Source organism: Chryseobacterium sp. IT-36CA2 (assembly GCF_949767875.1).
Classification (GTDB): domain Bacteria; phylum Bacteroidota; class Bacteroidia; order Flavobacteriales; family Weeksellaceae; genus Chryseobacterium.
Genome location: NZ_CATKPG010000022.1, coordinates 152,035 through 170,968, shown reverse-complemented (window position 1 = coordinate 170,968; position 18,934 = coordinate 152,035). Strand labels below are relative to the sequence as shown.

12 protein-coding genes are annotated in these 18,934 nt (G+C 37.0%); all 12 read left to right on the top strand.

Translation table 11 applies throughout. The annotated features are described in order from the left end of the window. The first annotated feature begins 5 nt into the window (after nt 1-5). The 12 genes from ACM6F9_RS15590 to ACM6F9_RS15535 all read left to right on the top strand — a co-directional run bounded on the left by ACM6F9_RS15590 (nt 6) and on the right by ACM6F9_RS15535 (nt 18,932). On the top strand, nt 6-365 hold the full coding sequence (locus ACM6F9_RS15590; protein ID WP_414846553.1) for a response regulator transcription factor: 360 nt from the start codon (nt 6-8) through the stop codon (nt 363-365). A 95-nt stretch (nt 366-460) separates the two neighbouring features. After that, nucleotides 461-2,347: an AMP-binding protein gene (locus tag ACM6F9_RS15585; RefSeq protein WP_414846552.1), complete on the top strand. Its 1,887-nt coding sequence runs from the start codon at nt 461-463 to the stop codon at nt 2,345-2,347. A gap of 56 nt (nt 2,348-2,403) precedes the next feature. Next, nucleotides 2,404-4,311, top strand: coding sequence for an acetate--CoA ligase (acs, locus tag ACM6F9_RS15580; RefSeq protein WP_414846551.1), 1,908 nt, complete (start codon nt 2,404-2,406; stop codon nt 4,309-4,311). A 268-nt stretch (nt 4,312-4,579) separates the two neighbouring features. Beyond that, nucleotides 4,580-6,226, top strand: a complete 1,647-nt coding sequence (locus tag ACM6F9_RS15575; RefSeq protein ID WP_414846550.1) for a T9SS type A sorting domain-containing protein — start codon at nt 4,580-4,582, stop codon at nt 6,224-6,226. Nucleotides 6,227-6,236: 10 nt separating this feature from the next. After that, nucleotides 6,237-9,032 carry a hypothetical protein gene (locus ACM6F9_RS15570; protein WP_414846549.1) on the top strand — a complete coding sequence of 932 codons (2,796 nt, stop codon included), beginning with the start codon at nt 6,237-6,239 and terminating at the stop codon, nt 9,030-9,032. 5 nt (nt 9,033-9,037) lie between these two features. Further along, the gene (locus ACM6F9_RS15565; RefSeq protein WP_414846548.1) at nt 9,038-12,712 is read left to right on the top strand and encodes a DUF6443 domain-containing protein; all 3,675 of its coding nucleotides are present in this window, start codon (nt 9,038-9,040) and stop codon (nt 12,710-12,712) included. A 24-nt stretch (nt 12,713-12,736) separates the two neighbouring features. Next, a complete protein-coding gene (locus ACM6F9_RS15560) occupies nt 12,737-13,084 on the top strand; it encodes an enoyl-CoA hydratase (RefSeq protein ID WP_414846547.1) in 348 nt (115 codons plus the stop codon). A 63-nt stretch (nt 13,085-13,147) separates the two neighbouring features. Then, nucleotides 13,148-14,227, top strand: coding sequence for an RHS repeat-associated core domain-containing protein (locus ACM6F9_RS15555; protein WP_414846804.1), 1,080 nt, complete (start codon nt 13,148-13,150; stop codon nt 14,225-14,227). 9 nt (nt 14,228-14,236) lie between these two features. Continuing rightward, nucleotides 14,237-14,866, top strand: a complete 630-nt coding sequence (locus ACM6F9_RS15550; protein ID WP_414846546.1) for a hypothetical protein — start codon at nt 14,237-14,239, stop codon at nt 14,864-14,866. A gap of 124 nt (nt 14,867-14,990) precedes the next feature. Further along, nucleotides 14,991-15,953: an RHS repeat-associated core domain-containing protein gene (locus ACM6F9_RS15545; protein WP_414846803.1), complete on the top strand. Its 963-nt coding sequence runs from the start codon at nt 14,991-14,993 to the stop codon at nt 15,951-15,953. Between the two features lie 293 nt (nt 15,954-16,246). After that, complete coding sequence (locus tag ACM6F9_RS15540) at nt 16,247-16,612, top strand: hypothetical protein (protein ID WP_414846545.1); 366 nt, start codon at nt 16,247-16,249, stop codon at nt 16,610-16,612. 109 nt (nt 16,613-16,721) lie between these two features. Next, entirely contained in the window at nt 16,722-18,932 is a 2,211-nt protein-coding gene (locus tag ACM6F9_RS15535; protein WP_414846544.1) for a RelA/SpoT family protein, read from the top strand. Nucleotides 18,933-18,934: the final 2 nt, after the last annotated feature.

The following is an 18,934-nucleotide window of genomic DNA, read 5'->3' as shown; positions in this document are numbered from 1 at the left end:
TTCTTATGAGAAAGATAATTATTGCGGATGACGAACACAAAATATTAATGTCGCTAGAATACAGTTTTAAGAAAAACGGATACGATGTCTATATTGCCCGTGACGGAACGGAAGTTCTGGATTTCCTTAAAACAATGGTTCCGGACGTGATCCTTCTTGATATTATGATGCCTAATCTTGATGGCTACAGCACCCTTGATCTCATTAAACAGGATGAAAAACTGAAGGGTACCAAAGTCATCTTTCTGAGTGCCAAAAACAATCCAAGGGATATTGAAAAAGGATTGGAAATGGGAGCAGATGCCTATGTCACAAAGCCCTACTCGATTAAAAAGCTGATGCAGCAGATTGAGGAGATGTTTTAATAGGCAAAAACAAACTATTAAGATTTATAAAGAGATTACTTCGCCTTCGCCTCGTAATGACACTTGAATACTAAAACACAACTATTGACCTTGATATGAACACCGATACATTATTTAAACAAAGCATAGAAAACAAAGAAGATTTTTGGAAAGAACAAGCCGGACAAATAAAGTGGTTTGATTTTCCCCAGCAAATCCTTTCCCAAGACGAAAATAATTACCCACAATGGTTTTCCGACGGAAAACTTAATATGTGCTATCTGTGTATTGACAAACATATTGAAGACAGTTTCGGAGAACAGATTGCTATCGTTTATGATTCGCCTGTCACTAATCAGAAGAAAACCTATACTTTCAATCAGGCCAAAGAAGAAATTTCCAGGCTTGCGGGAGGTCTCGTTTCTTTGGGATTGAAAAAAGGAGATACTGCTGTTATTTATATGCCGATGATTCCACAAACTCTTTTTGCGATGCTGGCATGTGCAAGAATCGGGGTTATTCACAATGTGGTTTTCGGAGGCTTTGCCCCACATGAGCTTGTGGTGAGAATTGACGATTGCAAACCTAAAGTTTTAATCACAGCTACAGCCGGTGTGGAAATTGCCAAAAGAATCCCTTATCTGCCGTTGGTAGAAAAAGCGATTGAACTGGCACAGGATAAAGTAGACAATATCATTGTATACAACAGAAAACTAGTCGATAATAAGGATGAAATGTTCGAAGGGCTGATTGACTATGAAGAATTGGTAGAAAAATCTACCCCGGCAGATTGTATTTCTGTGGAATCTACTCACCCGCTTTATTTGCTTTACACCTCGGGAACTACCGGAAAACCTAAAGGCATTGTTCGTGATACCGGAGGTTATGCTACTGCATTACAATTCTCAATGACGCATGTTTATGGTGTAGAACGAGGAGAAACCTATTGGGCGGCTTCAGACTTTGGATGGGCTGTAGGACATAGTTTTTCTGTGTACGGGCCATTAATCAACAGAAATACAACCATAATTTTTGAAGGGAAACCGATCATGACTCCTGATGCAGGAACTTTCTGGAGAATCATTTCAGAATATAAAGTTTCCGTGATGTTTACAGCTCCTACCGCCATCAGAGCCATTAAAAAAGAAGATCCAAACGGAGAACTGGTAAAAAAATATGATCTGTCACATTTTAAAAAGCAGTTTCTGGCTGGTGAAAGATGTGATGTAGCTACCTTAGACTGGTTTGCAGAGCACATCGGTATTCCGGCAATAGACCATTGGTGGCAGACAGAATCCGGCTGGCCTATGCTCGGATTACTGACGCATGATGAAAACTATCAGATCAAAAGAGCATCTGCGGGAAAACCAATTCCGGGATATGACATTAAAATCTTCGATGAAAACGGATTGGAACTTGATCCTCACCATGAAGGCTATCTGGTGATCAAACTTCCTCTTCCTCCTGGTGCCATGCTTGGAATTTGGAAAGATTATGCACGCTTTGAAAATAGTTACTTGTCTCAGTATAAAGGATATTATTTTTCTGGTGATGGTGCAATACAAGATGAAGACGGTTATATTTTCATTACAGGAAGAGTGGATGATGTAATCAATGTAGCGGGACACAGGCTTTCCACTTCGGAAATGGAAGAAATTGTTTCTTCACATCCTGATGTTGCAGAATGCGCTGTGGTGGGCATTGATGATGATTTAAAAGGACAGGTTCCTTTTGCAACGGTTGTTTTAAAGAATGGTTCAACTATTTCTGAAGAAGAGATTGAAAAAGACATTATCCAAATGGTACGCAATAAAATCGGAGCAGTAGCTTTTCTGAAAAGCGCAATGGTTGTCAATCGCTTACCTAAGACAAGATCCGGCAAGATTTTAAGAAAGCTGATCCGAACGCTGCTTGACGGGAAAGATTTTCAGATTCCATCCACTATTGATGATGAAAAAATCATTGATGAAATTCAGAAAAAAATAAAGGAATACAAGGCTTAAGCCAGAAATTAAACATAAATTTAAAATAAATTCAAATTTCAAAAAACGAAAGGGATATGAGAAATTACTTAATAGAAGATTTACCACAATATTTTGAAGACTATAAAAAGTCTATCAAAAATCCTAAAAAATTCTGGGATAAGGTAGCAGATCAAAACTTTGTGTGGTATCAAAGATGGAGCAAGGTTGTTAAGTACGATATGAATGAAGCGAAGATCACCTGGTTCAAAAATGCTAAACTCAATATTACCAAAAACTGTATCGACAGACATCTTACCATAAGAGGAGAAAAAACAGCGATCATCTGGGAACCCAATGATCCTAAGGAAGAAGCACAGCATATTTCTTACAACGAACTGTATACACGTGTTAATAAAACAGCCAATGTTCTACGTGACATGGGTATTGAAAAAGGAGACAGAGTCTGTATTTATCTTCCCATGATTCCTGAACTGGCAGTAACTATGCTTGCCTGTGCAAAACTGGGAGCTGTACATTCTGTTATATTCGCTGGATTCTCTGCTTCCGCAGTTGCTTCAAGAGTGAATGACTGTGAGGCAAAAATGGTTATCACATCAGACGGAAGCTACAGAGGAAATAAAGTCCTGGATCTGAAAACTATTGTGGATGATGCCCTGGAGAAAACTCCAACCGTTGAGAAAGTTCTTGTTGTAAAGAGAACCCACAACGAAATTACCATGAAAGAAGGACGAGATTACTGGATGGCTGATCTGTATGAAAAAGCTTCTCCTGATTTCGTTACTGTCATTATGGATTCTGAAGATCCTCTTTTCATTTTATATACTTCCGGATCTACTGGAAAACCAAAAGGAATGCTGCATACCTGCGCCGGCTATATGGTATACACCGCCTATACTTTCAAAAATGTATTTAATTATAAAGAAAATGATATTTATTGGTGTACAGCAGATATCGGGTGGATCACTGGACATTCTTACATTCTTTACGGACCATTATTGAATGGAGCTACAACGGTAATTTTCGAAGGAGTACCTACTTACCCTGAACCAGACCGTTTCTGGGAAGTGATTGAAAAGCATAAAATCACTCAGTTTTACACGGCTCCTACAGCCATCCGTTCTTTAGCAAAAGAAAGTACAGAATGGGTAGATAAACATGATCTCAGCTCTTTGAAAGTTATTGGTTCTGTAGGTGAACCTATCAATGATGAAGCATGGCATTGGTTCAATGATCATGTCGGAAAGAAAAAATGTCCGATTGTAGATACATGGTGGCAGACAGAAACAGGAGGAATTATGATTTCACCATTGCCTTTTGTGACACCTACCAAACCAACTTATGCTACTCTTCCTCTTCCAGGTGTACAGCCGGTTCTGATGGATGATAAGCGAAATGAAATTACAGGAAATCAGGTTACAGGAAATCTTTGCATCCGTTTTCCATGGCCGGGAATTGCAAGAACCATCTGGGGTGACCACCAAAGATATAAGGAGACTTATTTCACAGCTTTCCCAGGAAAGTATTTTACAGGTGATGGTGCTTTGAGAGACGAGGTCGGTTATTACAGAATTACAGGTCGTGTAGATGATGTGATCATTGTTTCAGGGCACAATCTAGGGACAGCACCTATCGAAGACAGTATCAACCAGCATCCTGCCGTTGCAGAATCCGCAATTGTTGGCTATCCTCACGATATCAAAGGAAATGCATTGTACGGTTATGTAACGCTTAAAGAAACCGGAGAAGGACGTGATAAGGAAAATCTTAAGAAAGAAATCAATCAACTGATTGCCGATCAGATCGGGCCGATTGCTAAACTGGACAAGATACAGTTTGTTTCCGGGCTTCCAAAAACACGTTCAGGAAAGATTATGCGTAGAATCCTGAGAAAAATTGCGGAGGGTGACTTCAGTAATTTTGGAGACATCAGTACGCTTTTAAATCCTGAAATTGTAGAGGAGATCAAAAACGAAAGAATCTAAAATTTAATCATTTTTTTTAACCAATAGAAACCCTGGAAGTCATTCTCAGGGCTTTTTTATTGTTAAAAAAATACGTCAAGTTCTGTCGCTGCGTGTAAATAATTTTACATCAAAACAAAATGAGTTTTATTACATTTTAAATAGTATTCAATTATTAATAGTATTATTTAAAGCATACCACATTAATTTAATTATCACATCTTAAAAAGTGTTAAATTCGCGCAGTTTTAAATAAACGGATTAATAACTCCAAAAAAACAACATTGAAATGAGAAAACTTTATCTCGGTGCATTTTCTTTATGCGCAGTCTTGGGTCTATCTGCCCAGGAAGTAGTGTGGCAGAAAGATATCAAATCCTCTACCCAGGATTTTTTAAGCCAGGTTACCACGACAATTGATCAGCAATATTTAATCACAGGCAGCTCGATTCAGAGTGACCCTTCGACAGGCTCAGGATTAACAGGCCAAAAACAAAACAACGGTTACGATTTTCATTTGGTTAAACTCAATCAGCAGGGAGAAGAAGTCTGGGAAAAATATTTCTCAGGACAGAATCACGATTATTTATCAGCAACAGTCACTACACAGGATGGCGGATTTTTATTAGCCGGAACCTCTTATTCCGGAAAAGGTCTGGATAAAAAAGAGGATTCCAAAGGAGGATCTGATATCTGGCTCATCAGAATCAATGAATTTGGGGATGAATTATGGCAGAAAACATTGGGAAGTTCTTCAGATGAAGAAGCAAGAGCTGTTATTCAAACAACAGACTTAGGATTCTTTGTTGCAGGTAATGTTACAGCCCTTCGACAAGCTCAGGATTTAAAAGGTTACGGTTCCAAGGATGTTTTGATCACAAAACTAGATAAAGACGGAAAAGAATTATCACAATTAATTTTAGGCGGAAAAGGCTTAGACGAAGTTGAAAAGATGATTCCAACTCGTGATGGCGGAGCATTACTGGGAATTTACTCCAGGAGTTCTGAGGTTCGTGTTTCGGGATCCGACAACACACAAGCGAATAGCCAGGCGTCTGCAAACTCATCAGCCATTAGCCAGATGCCAAAAGCAAGTAGCAATTATGGTGAAGGCGACTATTGGATCGTTAAGCTAGACAAAACCGGAAAAGTAGAATGGGAAAAGAACTTTGGAGGAAAGGGTGACGATCATATCAGAACATTGGCTTTAACTTCAAACGGATTCATCGTTGGCGGAGAATCAAGATCAGAACGATCGGGAAATAAAACTGTAGGAATAGAAGAAGGAACAGATCTTTGGCTGATTGCTTTAAACGAAAGAGGCGATGAACAGTGGCAGAAATCCTACAACTTCAAAAACCGCGATATTTTGATGGGAATGAGTGTTGTAGGCGGGAGGCTGGAAGATGGAAGCGAGAAGTCTAAAGGCATTCTGCTGGGAGGTTACACTCAGGCTGAAGGAAGAGTACAAACCGATGATGAGACTTTCTGGATGTTATATCTCGACCAAAATGGAAATGAACAGTGGAGAAAACACGTAAAAGGAGAATCCAGACAAAAAGAGGAAAGACTTTCCGATTTAAAATTAAATAGAGATGGTTCAATCATTCTTGCCGGAACCAGCGCAGAAGAATTAGGTAAAGAAAACTGGAAGATTGTAAAGCTGGGTGACAAACAGGTTGATCAGTTAATTGAAAAATACGATATCAAAATCTATCCTAACCCTGTCTCAGATTATGCTTACATAGAAATCGGTTTTGACTTCAAAGATGCTGATATTCTCTTATATGATATGAGTGGAAGACAGCTTCAAAGTATAAAAACAAAGAACAGAGTAACGAAGATCAATACCCAGGCTTTAGTTCAGGGAGCTTATCTGGTAGCTATAAAAACTGATACTAATAAAACGGCGAATGCCAAATTAATCAAGAAATAAACACGAGATCATGAAAAAAACAATCATTTCACTGGCAATCCTTATTGCTGGTATGGGGAAGCTTTATGCTCAGCAACAACAGGTTAATTTCGGGGATTCTTCCCGGCCTGTACCCTCCGTTTCTTCCCTTGCAACCTATGCCAATACTCCTGTTTCCAATGCAACGGGGCTTCCTGATATTTCATTTCCTTTGTTAGGAATACCAACCTACAATGACGGGATAAGCTTAAATGTAGGACTGTCTTACAACCCTATGAATGTCTCACAGAATGAACCTGCCAGCCAAACAGGTACGGGATGGACCGTTTTTACAGGAGGAGTTATCTCAAGGAGTATAATGCTTGATATTGATGAGATGTATGATGATCCAGCTAGTGGTAATTATGTTAAAAATAATTTTGATGACATTTATTATTACAATCTTCCTGGCCTTTCTGGAAAATTCAAATTTATTAGGAATCTTACTATTAATACTTTTGAGCTGGTTAATCTTTCTTCCAATAAAGTGAAGATTGAGTATACGAGAACCAGCAATACAGCAACCCTTATCCTTGATTCTTTTACCATAACCGATACAAACGGCACAAAATACTTCTTTAATGATTTCAGCAGGAGCAATCAGGAAAGAAACGTTTATTCATTGGGAGGAAAGGTGTATAGATCTGCTTTCTTTTTATCTCAGATTAAAGATGCCAATAATGTTGAGCTTGCTAATTTTACGTATCAGAAAAACATAAAATACAAGAATAATTCCACCACACTGGTCTATGAAACCTGTAAGTTAAAAACAATTACCTCACCCGGCTTCGGAAAAATTGAATTTGACTATTTGTATGACTCTTTTTTGGAAGGTAGTATGAATGACCCTTATGAGCTTCAGAAAATAAGTTTAAAAGACAATTATAACCATATGATTTCCGGCTACGGTTTTGAATATACGGAAAATCCTTTAAGAACTTTACTGAAACTTAAAAAGCTGGATAAGAATGAATCTGTTTCTGAAACCACAGAATTTGGATATGATGCGTCCGCAGCTCCGCAATCTCCGGGAATGAATCCCCATGATTTATGCGACCAATCTACTTTGCCCACGTTACCTAAAGCAGTTTACGGAGTTTTAAAGAGAATAATAAGTCCAGCCAAAGGAGTGGTGGAATATAATTTTGAGCCGAATCAATATTATAAGGATCGTAATGAGCCAGATTATGCAAATCCTATTTTGAGTGGAAACAGCTTCATAGATCCGGAATTACAATATTTGAGTCCGTTCAAGGATATATTGTATAATACCACTAAACCAATACCCAATTATCCTTTTACGGTTTCAGGAACAACACCAACCAAAAAAGTGTTTATAGTCTTTGGTGTTGATCAATTCTATCCTGTTCCTCTTTATTGGGACACCAATACTCCACCCAAAGTAGATTATACAATTTATAACAGTGACGGAGCCGTTGTAGGGGGAAGCCAGTGCTATTCTTACCAATATTATTCAGTAAGAGAATATGACCTGCCACCCGGAACTTATGTTTTACAGGTAACAGGATCCGGAGGAAGAGGTTTGGCCAATTTATTCGGGATGGAGCATGTTGCTCAGCCTTTCCCTAACAGGGTAACCGGAAAAGGAATAAGAATCGGCAGTATTAATTATTATAACAGCAAAACGGAAACCAATCCTGTAAAATCTACCAGATTTGAGTATAACAGTTTTTCAGACAGCCAGGCTTCATCAGGCGTCTTATTCTCTCCGGAATTAGATGCGAATGCTGACAGCTACCCATTATATAAAAATGTAAAAATAACGGAGGCTGATAACAACAACGGCTATGTAAAGTATTACTATAAAAATCCGGACGATTATCCTAAAACTGTAGACAACTGGCCTTATTATTCTTTAACCAGCGGAGGATTACTGGATAAAAAAGAAGTGTACAATGCACAGAATAAACTTCTGGTTTCAGAGCAGAATAATTACACTTTTGAAGAAATTTTTGGAATCGGGGATTATCAACTTTGGAGCAATAACACGTTAACTACCAAGCCAGGATGGCTGAAAAAATCATCGGTTACCTCTACCAGCTATTTTGATAACGGACAAAGTATAGAAGAGAAATCGGAAACGAATTTCAATGCCTTCAATTTTGGCGTAGAATCTACCAAAAAAGTAGTGGATGGAAATACCGTAGAACAATTCTATACCTATCCGGAAACGGGATATACCAATCTTTCCAACGCTCGTATTTTGGACGTTCCTGTTGTACAGGAAGAAAAAAATGATGGCAAAACACTTTCCAAAATACAGACAAAATATGACAATGCAGGCAGTACATTACCTACTTCAGTGCTAGCCACTAACATGAGTGACGGAACGACAAAAACAACAATGAAATTTGACCTCTATGATGAAAAAGGAAATCTTCTGCAATTAACGTCTTCCGTAGGCATGCCTACAGCTATTGTGTATGGATATGACAAAACACAGCCTATTGCTAAGATAGATGGAGCAACATATGCACAGGTAACCCCTTACATTCAGGCTATTGTAGATGCTTCCAATGCAGATGCTCAAAACCCTGCCAACGAACAGGCACTCCTTACAGCATTGGATAATTTCAGAAAAACAGCCGCATTGAAAGACTTTCAAATCACCACCACCACCTATGATCCACTCATAGGAACCACTACTACTACTCCACCTAACGGAATCAGGGTAATTTACAAGTACGATGCAAATAACCGATTACAAAAAATAGTGGATATGAACGGTGTAACCCTGAAAGAATACCAATACAACTACAAAAACTAAACACAATGAAGAAAATAATACTCCTCCTCAATTTGTTTATGGCAGGTTTTACCTTTGCGCAGACCAGCCTTACACAGACAGAAAATTATATTTATGAAAAAACCTGCTTAACGGAAGACTGTTCCAAAAAAACAGAATCCGTACAATATCTTGACGGGCTGGGAAGAGCTAAGCAAACCATCGCTATAAAAGCAACACCCTCCGGAAAAGACATTGCTGTTCCCATAGAATATGACGCCTATGGAAGACAGGTGAAAAGCTACCTTCCCGTTCCGCAGCCAGGGACGCAAAATGGGGCTTTATATGCCAACCCGCTTTCCAACGCTGCTTCAATATATGGAAATGAAAAAATCTATGCCGAAAAAGTGCTGGAATCTTCTCCTATGGGAAGACCACAACAGCAAAAACAGGTTGGGAATGACTGGTCTGGGCATCCCGTACAGTTTTCTTATGATGCCAACACCTCAGCAGATGCGGTAAAAAAATACACAGTGGTCACAAGCTGGCCGGAAGGAAGAACTAACAGCGAACTGAGTCTTTCAGGAACCTATCCCGAAAACACATTATACAAATCCACGGTTACAGATGAAGACGGTAATATAACCACCCAATTTAAAAATAAAAAAGGACAGACCATCTTAACCAGAAAAAAAGACGGAACCCAGAACGCAGATACGTACTATGTATACAACGAATATGGCGGATTGGCTTATACCCTTCCCCCATTGGCTTCTGCCTCTGCTTTAACCACTGCCATTGTAGATAATCTTTGCTACCAGTACCGCTATGATGGCTGGAACAGGCTCGTGGAAAAGAAAATACCAGGAAAAGGCTGGGAATTTATGGTGTATGATAAGCAAAACAGACTGGTACTGGCGCAAGATGCCAACTTAAGAACAAACACGAATAATTTTGCTGCCAAAGGCTGGATGTTCACCAAATACGATCAGTTTGGAAGAGTGGCTTATACCGGATTTTTTGCCAATACGGCAGCCAGAACAGCTATGCAGACGGCTTTGAATAATATGTCTGCCAATGAGGCAAATAATGAGGCTAGGAGCACAACATCATTTGCTTCAGGTGGAATGGATGTTTATTATACTAAAAGTGCTTTCCCCACAGGAAGTATGAAAGTTGTAAGCATTAATTATTATGATACCTATCCTTCTTACAGTTTCAATCCTGCTTTCCCTAGTGCAATTATGGGAAAAACTTTGCTATCTGATAATTCCACAGCCAATGCGGTAAGCACAAAAAGCCTTCCCGTAATGAGCCTTGTAAAGAATATTGAAGATGATAACTGGACAAAAAATTATAACTACTACGATTCTAAAGGAAGAGTAATCGGAACTCATTCTATTAACCATTTAGGCGGGTATTCCAAAACAGAATCATTACTTGACTTTGCAGGCATGCCCCAACAGAGCAAAGTATGGCACAAAAGACTGGCAACAGATCCTGAAAAAGTAATTACCCAGACTTTTACCTATGACCAGCAAAACAGATTATTGGTGCATAAACATCAGATTGATTCCAATCCTGAAGAAATTCTGATACAAAATGAATACAATGAGCTTTCACAGCTAAAAAACAGAAAACTGGGTGGAACCAGCCCATCACAGCCATTACAGAATATAGACTATACTTATAATATCAGAGGATGGAATACCAAGATCAATGACCCCTCCAATTTGAACGGCAAATTGTTTGGGTATGAAATGAAATATTTCAATCCGGTAAACCCCAATGTAGCTCCTGGAAAATTCTCGGGAATGATCACAGAGGTAGACTGGAAAAATGCTTCCGAAGATGTATTGAAAAGATATAACTACAGTTATGACGGGCTAAACAGGCTAAAGGATGCTGTCTATTCAGAGCCTAATGCAGCAATTCCGTTTAACAATTATTACAATGAACACCTTACTTATGATCTGAACGGAAACATCAAAACTCTAAAAAGAAATGCATTCCCAATTACCGGGAACACAGCTACACAGGCAGATGACTTGGTATATGATTATACTGGAAATCAATTGACTAAAGTAACCGAAAATGCATTGAATGATTCAGGATATGAAGGAGGAAATAACCCTATTACCTATGATCAGAACGGAAACATGAAAGATATGCTGGATAAAGGAATACAGTCTATTCAATACAATTATCTGAATCTTTCCAACCAGTATATCATTCAGCAATCAAGTACATTTGGGCAAATGAGTTACAGCACAATAAACTATCTTTATCGTGCTGACGGAACCAAACTGCGTAAAACTTATTCAAGCGCACCACCAAGAGGATCTACCACTACCCGTATTACAGACTATCTGGATGGCTTCCAGTATACCTACACTGAAGGAGGCGGAATATGTCTTGAATGCAGAACAGAAAGTGCCTTTGAACAGCAGGCGTATAAAAATGCGTCATTTGTGTTTCCTGGAAATCCAACCCCGGAATGGAAGCTGGATTTTGTTTCTACAGCAGCAGGATATTACAGTTTCACAGAAAACCGCTATATTTACCAATATATAGACCACCTTGGAAATGCCAGGGTAAGTTTTGCAAAAAACAGCGAAGGTGTTCCTGAAATTATAGATACCAACAACTACTATCCTTTTGGGCTGAATCATATTTCAAATTCGTTCAGCAATTCAGGTTTCGGAAGCTTCTATAGTTACAAGTATAATGATAAGGAGCTTCAGGAAACAGGATTGTTTGATTATGGCTGGAGACAATATATGCCGGATTTGGGAAGATGGAACGGGATAGACCAGCTTGCAGAAAGCTATCTTTCTACCAGTCCATTTGCTTATGTAGCCAATAATCCTGTATCAAGCTTTGATGTAGACGGAAGATGGTTTAATGAGGATGGAAGCATAGGGCAAGCTCCTCCCACATGGGGACTTCACGGTTCTCAGTATCAACCTATGATGACATTCAGCACGAATGATGGTATGCACACTAATGAAGGTGCGGGTGTTACGGATAATGGAAATAACAGAATTGCACAAGGACCTAAACCTAATATTTTTAAGACAATAGGTAATTTTGTTAAAAAGATATTTGGTAAAAGTAAACGTGCGGTTGCTGGTGTTCTCACTGTCGGAGCTGCTACATTTGAAGGGCTCGCTCCTTCAGTAGAATTTGGCTCAACTGTAGCAGAAATAGCTGGCTATGCAAGATTGGGATTATGGAGTTTACCTTTAATGCTTAATGGAGATAGCTCACATGCCAGTGGTTATGATATACCTCTTACGGGTGCTACTGATATTCCTGTTACAACAACAGCTGATGAACCAACTCCAGGAGAAATGATTACTTTGTATAGAGGAGTTTCATCAAAAGCTAAGGGCTCAATGTATTTTGAAGCATCACAAGGTATTGCTATACCAAATGGTTTTAGACAAGTTGCTACTACATGGGGGCCTCACAGTGATATGGAAGCTCATGCTGGAGGAGATAATTTAAGTATTTGGACCAGTTGGAGTACAAGTAAAGAATCTGCTAGAGATTTTGCTACAGGTGTAGCAATGTATCAAAATAGAATTCCAGGAATTATCATTTCTAAGCAATTTAGAGTGGGTACAGTACTCCCTAATCCACATAATCCACAAGAAGCTGAATGGCTGGTGCCTGGTGTAGTATATGGAGCGAAAGTTGAGTATGTCTTACCCAGATAAAAATAAAAACTTCAAAATATGTTAATGAAAGAAAAAATTTTTAATTTAATTAAAGAAAATAGAAAATTTTTAAAAACTTTTGAAAATTATAAAATTAAGATAAGCGATAGTAATAATTTTGAAAAAGAAAATCTGATTGGAATATATAAAATTAGACAGTATAGTGCTATCCGAACTGGAAATAATAAGTTATCTAATGAAATGGGAACCTTAATCTTAAACTTAGAAAATTATAATGGGGATAGATTGAAATTCGTAACCTTATTAGGAGAAAAATATTATGGAATGTTCTATTTAAATGACAATTTTGATAAAGTGATTGGATATTTAGAAAGAGAAATTGATGATAACGAATTTAATTTAATGAAATAATAATATTTCAAACATATTAGCAACGAAATAAAGTATTGAAAACCAAAATTCTATTTTTAAAGCATCGCAAGCGTTCCTGAAATTATAGATACCAACAACTATTATCCTTTTGGACTGAACCATATTTCAAATTCGTTCAGCAATTCAGGTTTTGGAAGTTTCTACAGCTACAAGTATAATGATAAAGAGCTTCAGGAAACAGGATTGTTTGATTATGGCTGGAGACAATATATGCCGGATTTAGGAAGATGGAGCGGGATAGATCAGCTTGCTGAAAGCTACCTTTCTACAAGTACTTATGCATATGTTGCGAATAATCCTGTTTCACAATTTGATGTAGACGGAAGATGGTTTAATGATGATGGAAACATAGGGCAAGCTCCTCCCACATGGGGGCTTCATGACTCTCAGTATAAACCTCTCTTGTCATTCAGTACGTATGATGGTATGCATACTAATGAAGGTGCCGGGGTACAATACACACCATTTGGAAAGACAGGGGCTTATATAGATTTAATGACCGCACTTCAAAATCGTCAAAAATTTTCGTTAACAACTCGTAACGGATATATGAGTTGGTGGACAGATGGTGATGAGCCAGAATATCGCGGGATTGTAAATGGTGAAATTGAAATAGGGGCACAAGAAATCATAATTCATAAAATGAAACTGTATGAAAGGGATCAATTTTTAGATGGATTTACTAAAAGATTAGGTCCTTTAGGTTTTGCTAATGATGTAAAAATACAATTATTTGAAGCTGGTATTAGAAGAAGTGCCGGATTAACAATAAATGAGTTTAATGCATTAAATAAAACGGCACAAGAATTAAGAACTCTAGGAGCATTAGGTTACACTGGATCTAAATATCTTAGTGTTTTTAAAAATTTAGGTGTAGCCGCGTCAATTGTTACTACAGCTTATTCAGCAAGTAAAGTCTATAATCAATACAAAGAAGGTGGAGCAAGTGAAGTTTTCAGTCATAGAGATGTTGTTGATGCTACTGTAGGTGCAATTGGTCTAGGTACAACAGCTTTAGTTGCGGTGGGACTTGTCTCCAACCCTGTTGGATGGGCTATTGGTATTGGTGTTCTTGCTTATGGTACCGGAACAATGATTTATGATTTAACACAACAACCTTAATAACAAACAATGCAAGAATATAATATCATAATTTTTAGGCAATCAAGAATCTTACTATGTCTTTTTTTATTGCCTATATTTTTTTTAACTGCAATATTTATAGGAGCAGAAACAAATTCATTTATAGTTTCGGTTTTGTTTATAATTATTAGTATTTTTTTAATGTACTACTATATGGTTGGTACTCTCAAAATATCTATTAATGAGAACGAATTGTTTTTTGAGTGGAAAAAAAAGTTTATGTTTAATTATAATCCTATTAAATCTATTAAAATTAATGATATAAAAACTATTGTTTTAGATGAAGAAAGACTTTTAAGAAAAATAAAGACAGAGGATACTGTAATTTATATCAATAATTCTAAAATTAAATCTGAAGCTGCAGAAAAATTTATTAATAGATTGAAAAATGATACTAAAAAAAATGATGTTAAAATAATTGATAGTTGGGATGAATTCGCTGAAAAAGGATATTTAAAGTTAGCATATAGAATAAATTCAATAATACTCATTGTATCAGCTATCATTGTTATAATTTTTACAGTGTTAAAAGGATTTAATCCTGTCTCCTTATCTATTTTGTTATTATTTATACCACAAATGATTTTATATCAAAAACAAATGAAAGATAAAAACTAATAGATAATGTTTCAAACAAAATAGAGTATTGATTTTCAATACTCTATTTTGTTTGAAACATTGGTAAAATTACCTTGGAAATGCCAGGGTAAGTTTTGCGAAAAACAGCGAAGGTGCTCCCGAAATTATCGATACCAACAACTACTATCCTTTTGGACTGAACCATATTTCAAATTCGTTCAGCAATTCAGGTTTTGGAAGTTTCTACAGCTACAAGTACAATGATAAAGAGCTTCAGGAAACAGGATTGTTTGATTATGGATGGAGACAATACATACCGGAACTGGGAAGATGGAACGGGATAGATCAGCTTGCAGAAAGCTATCTTTCTACAAGTACATATGCATATGTAGCTAATAACCCTATTTCTAATACTGACCCAGACGGAAGATGGATTTACGAAGATGGAAGCATGGGGCTACCTCCTGCTACATTCGATCTTCACGGTTCACAGTATAAACCTACGATGTCGTTCAGTACCTATGATGGTATGCATTATAACGAAGGCGGCGGAAGCTATACCCCGTTTGGCAATACACAAACATATGCAGATCTAATGGCTGCATGGAGAAATGGAGGAACATTTGGCTTAACCAATTCTAATGGAACTATGAAATGGTGGACTGATATACCTGATAGTTACGATGAAGAAGGTAATTTTGTGAAGGGAGTTGGTGGGTTTAATATCCTGAAATTTGTAAATAATGGCTTAATAGGACTTACAAATGATATAGAAAGTGCAAGCAACTCTTTAATGAAATATCAAACGGAAGACTTTTTTAAAGATTCAGAAAAACATTTAAATGGACAATTAGGAAATGCTAATATGATAATAGATGAGTATAATAAATTATCTAATATAAACAAAATAAATGCTTCAACGTTTCTTTCAGCAGTTAGTGGTATTAGAGCTGGAAAGATTTTAAGATCAACTGAAGGATTTATGAAATCTGTAGGAAAAGTTGAGAAGAGATTATATGCCAGATTTGAGAAGATGAAAGCATCTGTCAGTTTAGAACATTCAATCATTTTTTTAACCATAGAAGCCCTTGGAAGTTATTTCCAGGGCATTTTTTATTTGCTTTAAAACTTTAAATTCTATTATGGATTAATCTTTTTTTAAAACGATAGATAAATTAGAATTAAAATAGATTAAAACTCACTATTCTTTCTAAAGATCAATAATATACTCGAACTTCCAATCATTAAAATCAACAATTACTTAATTGTTAAAATTAAACACATGTTCAATAATTATTCTTAAATATTATCATTTTCTATTGAAAACAGAATATTAATTAACAAATTATATTACCTTAAATACAATGATAATCGGAAAATTATTACTAACTTTAGTCATAACTTTAAAACCAATTAACTATGTCACATATATTAGCTGGACTATTTGATCATCACAGCGACTACAAAAAACTGGAAAACGATCTGGAGAATTCAGGATTTGAAAATTCAGATTACATTGTATACCTTAATAGTGGTTCTAATAATTCCCAATATCTGGCAAGTGTTACCGTAAATGATATCAATCAGATTGACCTTGCACGGAATGCATTTATTCAGAATGCAGCATTGAAATCATACTTATTTGAAAATATGAACATCAATGAAACGAATTATGATACCATTAAAAAGTATATTGATGCAAGAAACAGAGCTGAAATTCAGAACAGCCCTGATATTAAAATCAAAACGTCAAGCGACGGTATAAATTCTGAAGTGAAATTCTAATCGATATAAAATCTAATAGCCGAAGATCCGCAGTGCATACTGCGGATCTTTTATCTTTGAAAAAACTAAAAAATTTCGTATTTTCGTCTTATTATAGGCATGCGCACAAATGAGTTACGATTTAGAACAAGAGAATAAGGAGATCCTTGCAAGATATAAGGATCTGATTTCTAATACATACAGAACGTTGGATGAGGAAAATAATAAGCTCATCCGAAAGGCATTCGACATTGCTCTGGATGCCCACAAGGATCAAAGGAGAAAATCCGGAGAACCTTACATCTACCACCCTATTGCTGTTGCTAAAATTGTAGCTACAGAGATTGGTCTGGGTGCAACTTCTATTGCCTGTGCACTTTTGCATGACGTGATTGAAGACTCCGATTATACCTACGAAGATCTGAAAAAAATCTTTGGCGAAAAGATTGCCAGTATCGTGAATGGATTGACCAAAATATCCATCATGAATCATCAGAATATTTCTGTACAGTCTGAAAATTACAGAAAACTGTTGTTGACGTTATCTGAGGATTTCAGGGTTATTCTGATCAAAATCGCAGACCGCCTTCACAATATGAGAACGCTGGAAAGCATGGCTCCGGACAAGCAGAAAAAAATCGCCTCAGAAACGGTTTATATCTATGCCCCGATGGCTCACCGTCTTGGGTTGTACAACATCAAATCTGAGCTGGAAGATCTTTCCTTAAAATATAACAGCCCGGAAGTATATAATGAAATCACGGAAAAGTTGGAACTTGCCAAAGAAAGCCGTGAAAGATATATTAATGAATTTACCAAAGAAGTATCAGAAAGGCTTAACGAAGAAGGTTTAAACTTTAAAATCAAAGGCCGTGCAAAAGCTATCTCCTCCATTTACAGAAAGATGCTGAAACAGGGAGTTTCCTTTGAAGAAGTTTTTGATAACTATGCCATCAGAATTATTTATAAATCAGATGCGAAAAATGAAAAGTTCCTGGCCTGGAAAATCTACTCTATCGTTACGGATGTATACCACAGCAACCCTTCAAGAATGCGTGATTGGATTACCCAGCCCCGTTCTACAGGATATGAGAGTTTACACTTAACTGTTCTAGGGCCGGACAGAAAATGGATTGAAGTACAGATTCGTTCGGAAAGAATGGACGAAATTGCTGAAAAAGGAGTTGCCGCTCACTATAAATACAAAGAAGGGTATAAACAGAGTTCTGATGACAGAAACTTTGAAAGATGGGTAACAGAAATCCGTGAAGTACTGGAACAACAGCAAAACCTCTCCACTTCGGAGCTTTTGGATAATATTAAACTTAATTTATATTCCAAAGAGGTATTTGTCTTTACCCCGAAAGGAGAAATTAAAATTCTGCCAACCAATGCTACTGCCCTGGATTTTGCATTCTCCGTCCATTCCGACTTGGGAATGAAATGTTTGGGAGCAAAAATCAACGGAAAACTGGTTCCAATCTCCTATATCCTTCAAAACGGAGATCAGGTAGATATTCTTTCTTCACAAAATCAGAAACCAAAGTCTGACTGGCTGGAATTCGTAGTAACTTCGAAAGCCAAATCCAAGATCAAAAGTTATCTGAACTCTCAGAAAAACCAATTGGTAGAAGAAGGAAAAGAAATTCTGCAGAGAAAGCTTCGTCATGCAAAAATCAATTTCAATGATGAGGAAATTAATAAACTTCAAAAGTTCTTTAATTTAAAATCTTCACAAGAACTCTTCCTTAAGTTCCAAAGTAACGAACTGGACGTAAGCAGCCTGAGAAAATATATTGAAAGTAAAAACGTATTCAACAACTTACTTTCAAGATTCAGAAAATCATCTAATAAGAGTCAGCATTTCGAGGAACATAAAGAAGAAAACCTTGATATGATTGTCTTTGGAAAAGATGAAGAAAAACTGAATTACAGCTATGCAAAATGCTGTACAGTGATTCCTGGAGACAAAATTTTCGGATTCATTACCATCTCAGACGGAATTAAGGTTCACAGTGATACCTGTCCGAATGCCATCAATCTGAGAGCGCAGTATGACTATCGTGTTATCCCTGCCAAATGGGTGAATGCAGAAAGCTTTAAAAACAGAGTAAAAATTGAAATTGAAGGACTTGACAGAATGGGTATGATTAATGATATCACTACTGTCATCAGTGGAAGTATGGGAATGGATATGAAGAGTATGTCTATTGAATCCAACAATGGTGTTTTCACAGGAAATATCAATCTCGAAGTCAAAAACAAAGGTCAGTTGGAAGAGACCTTTAAAAAACTTAAAAGTATTAATGGTGTTTCAAGAGTGAGACGACTACAATCGTAAAC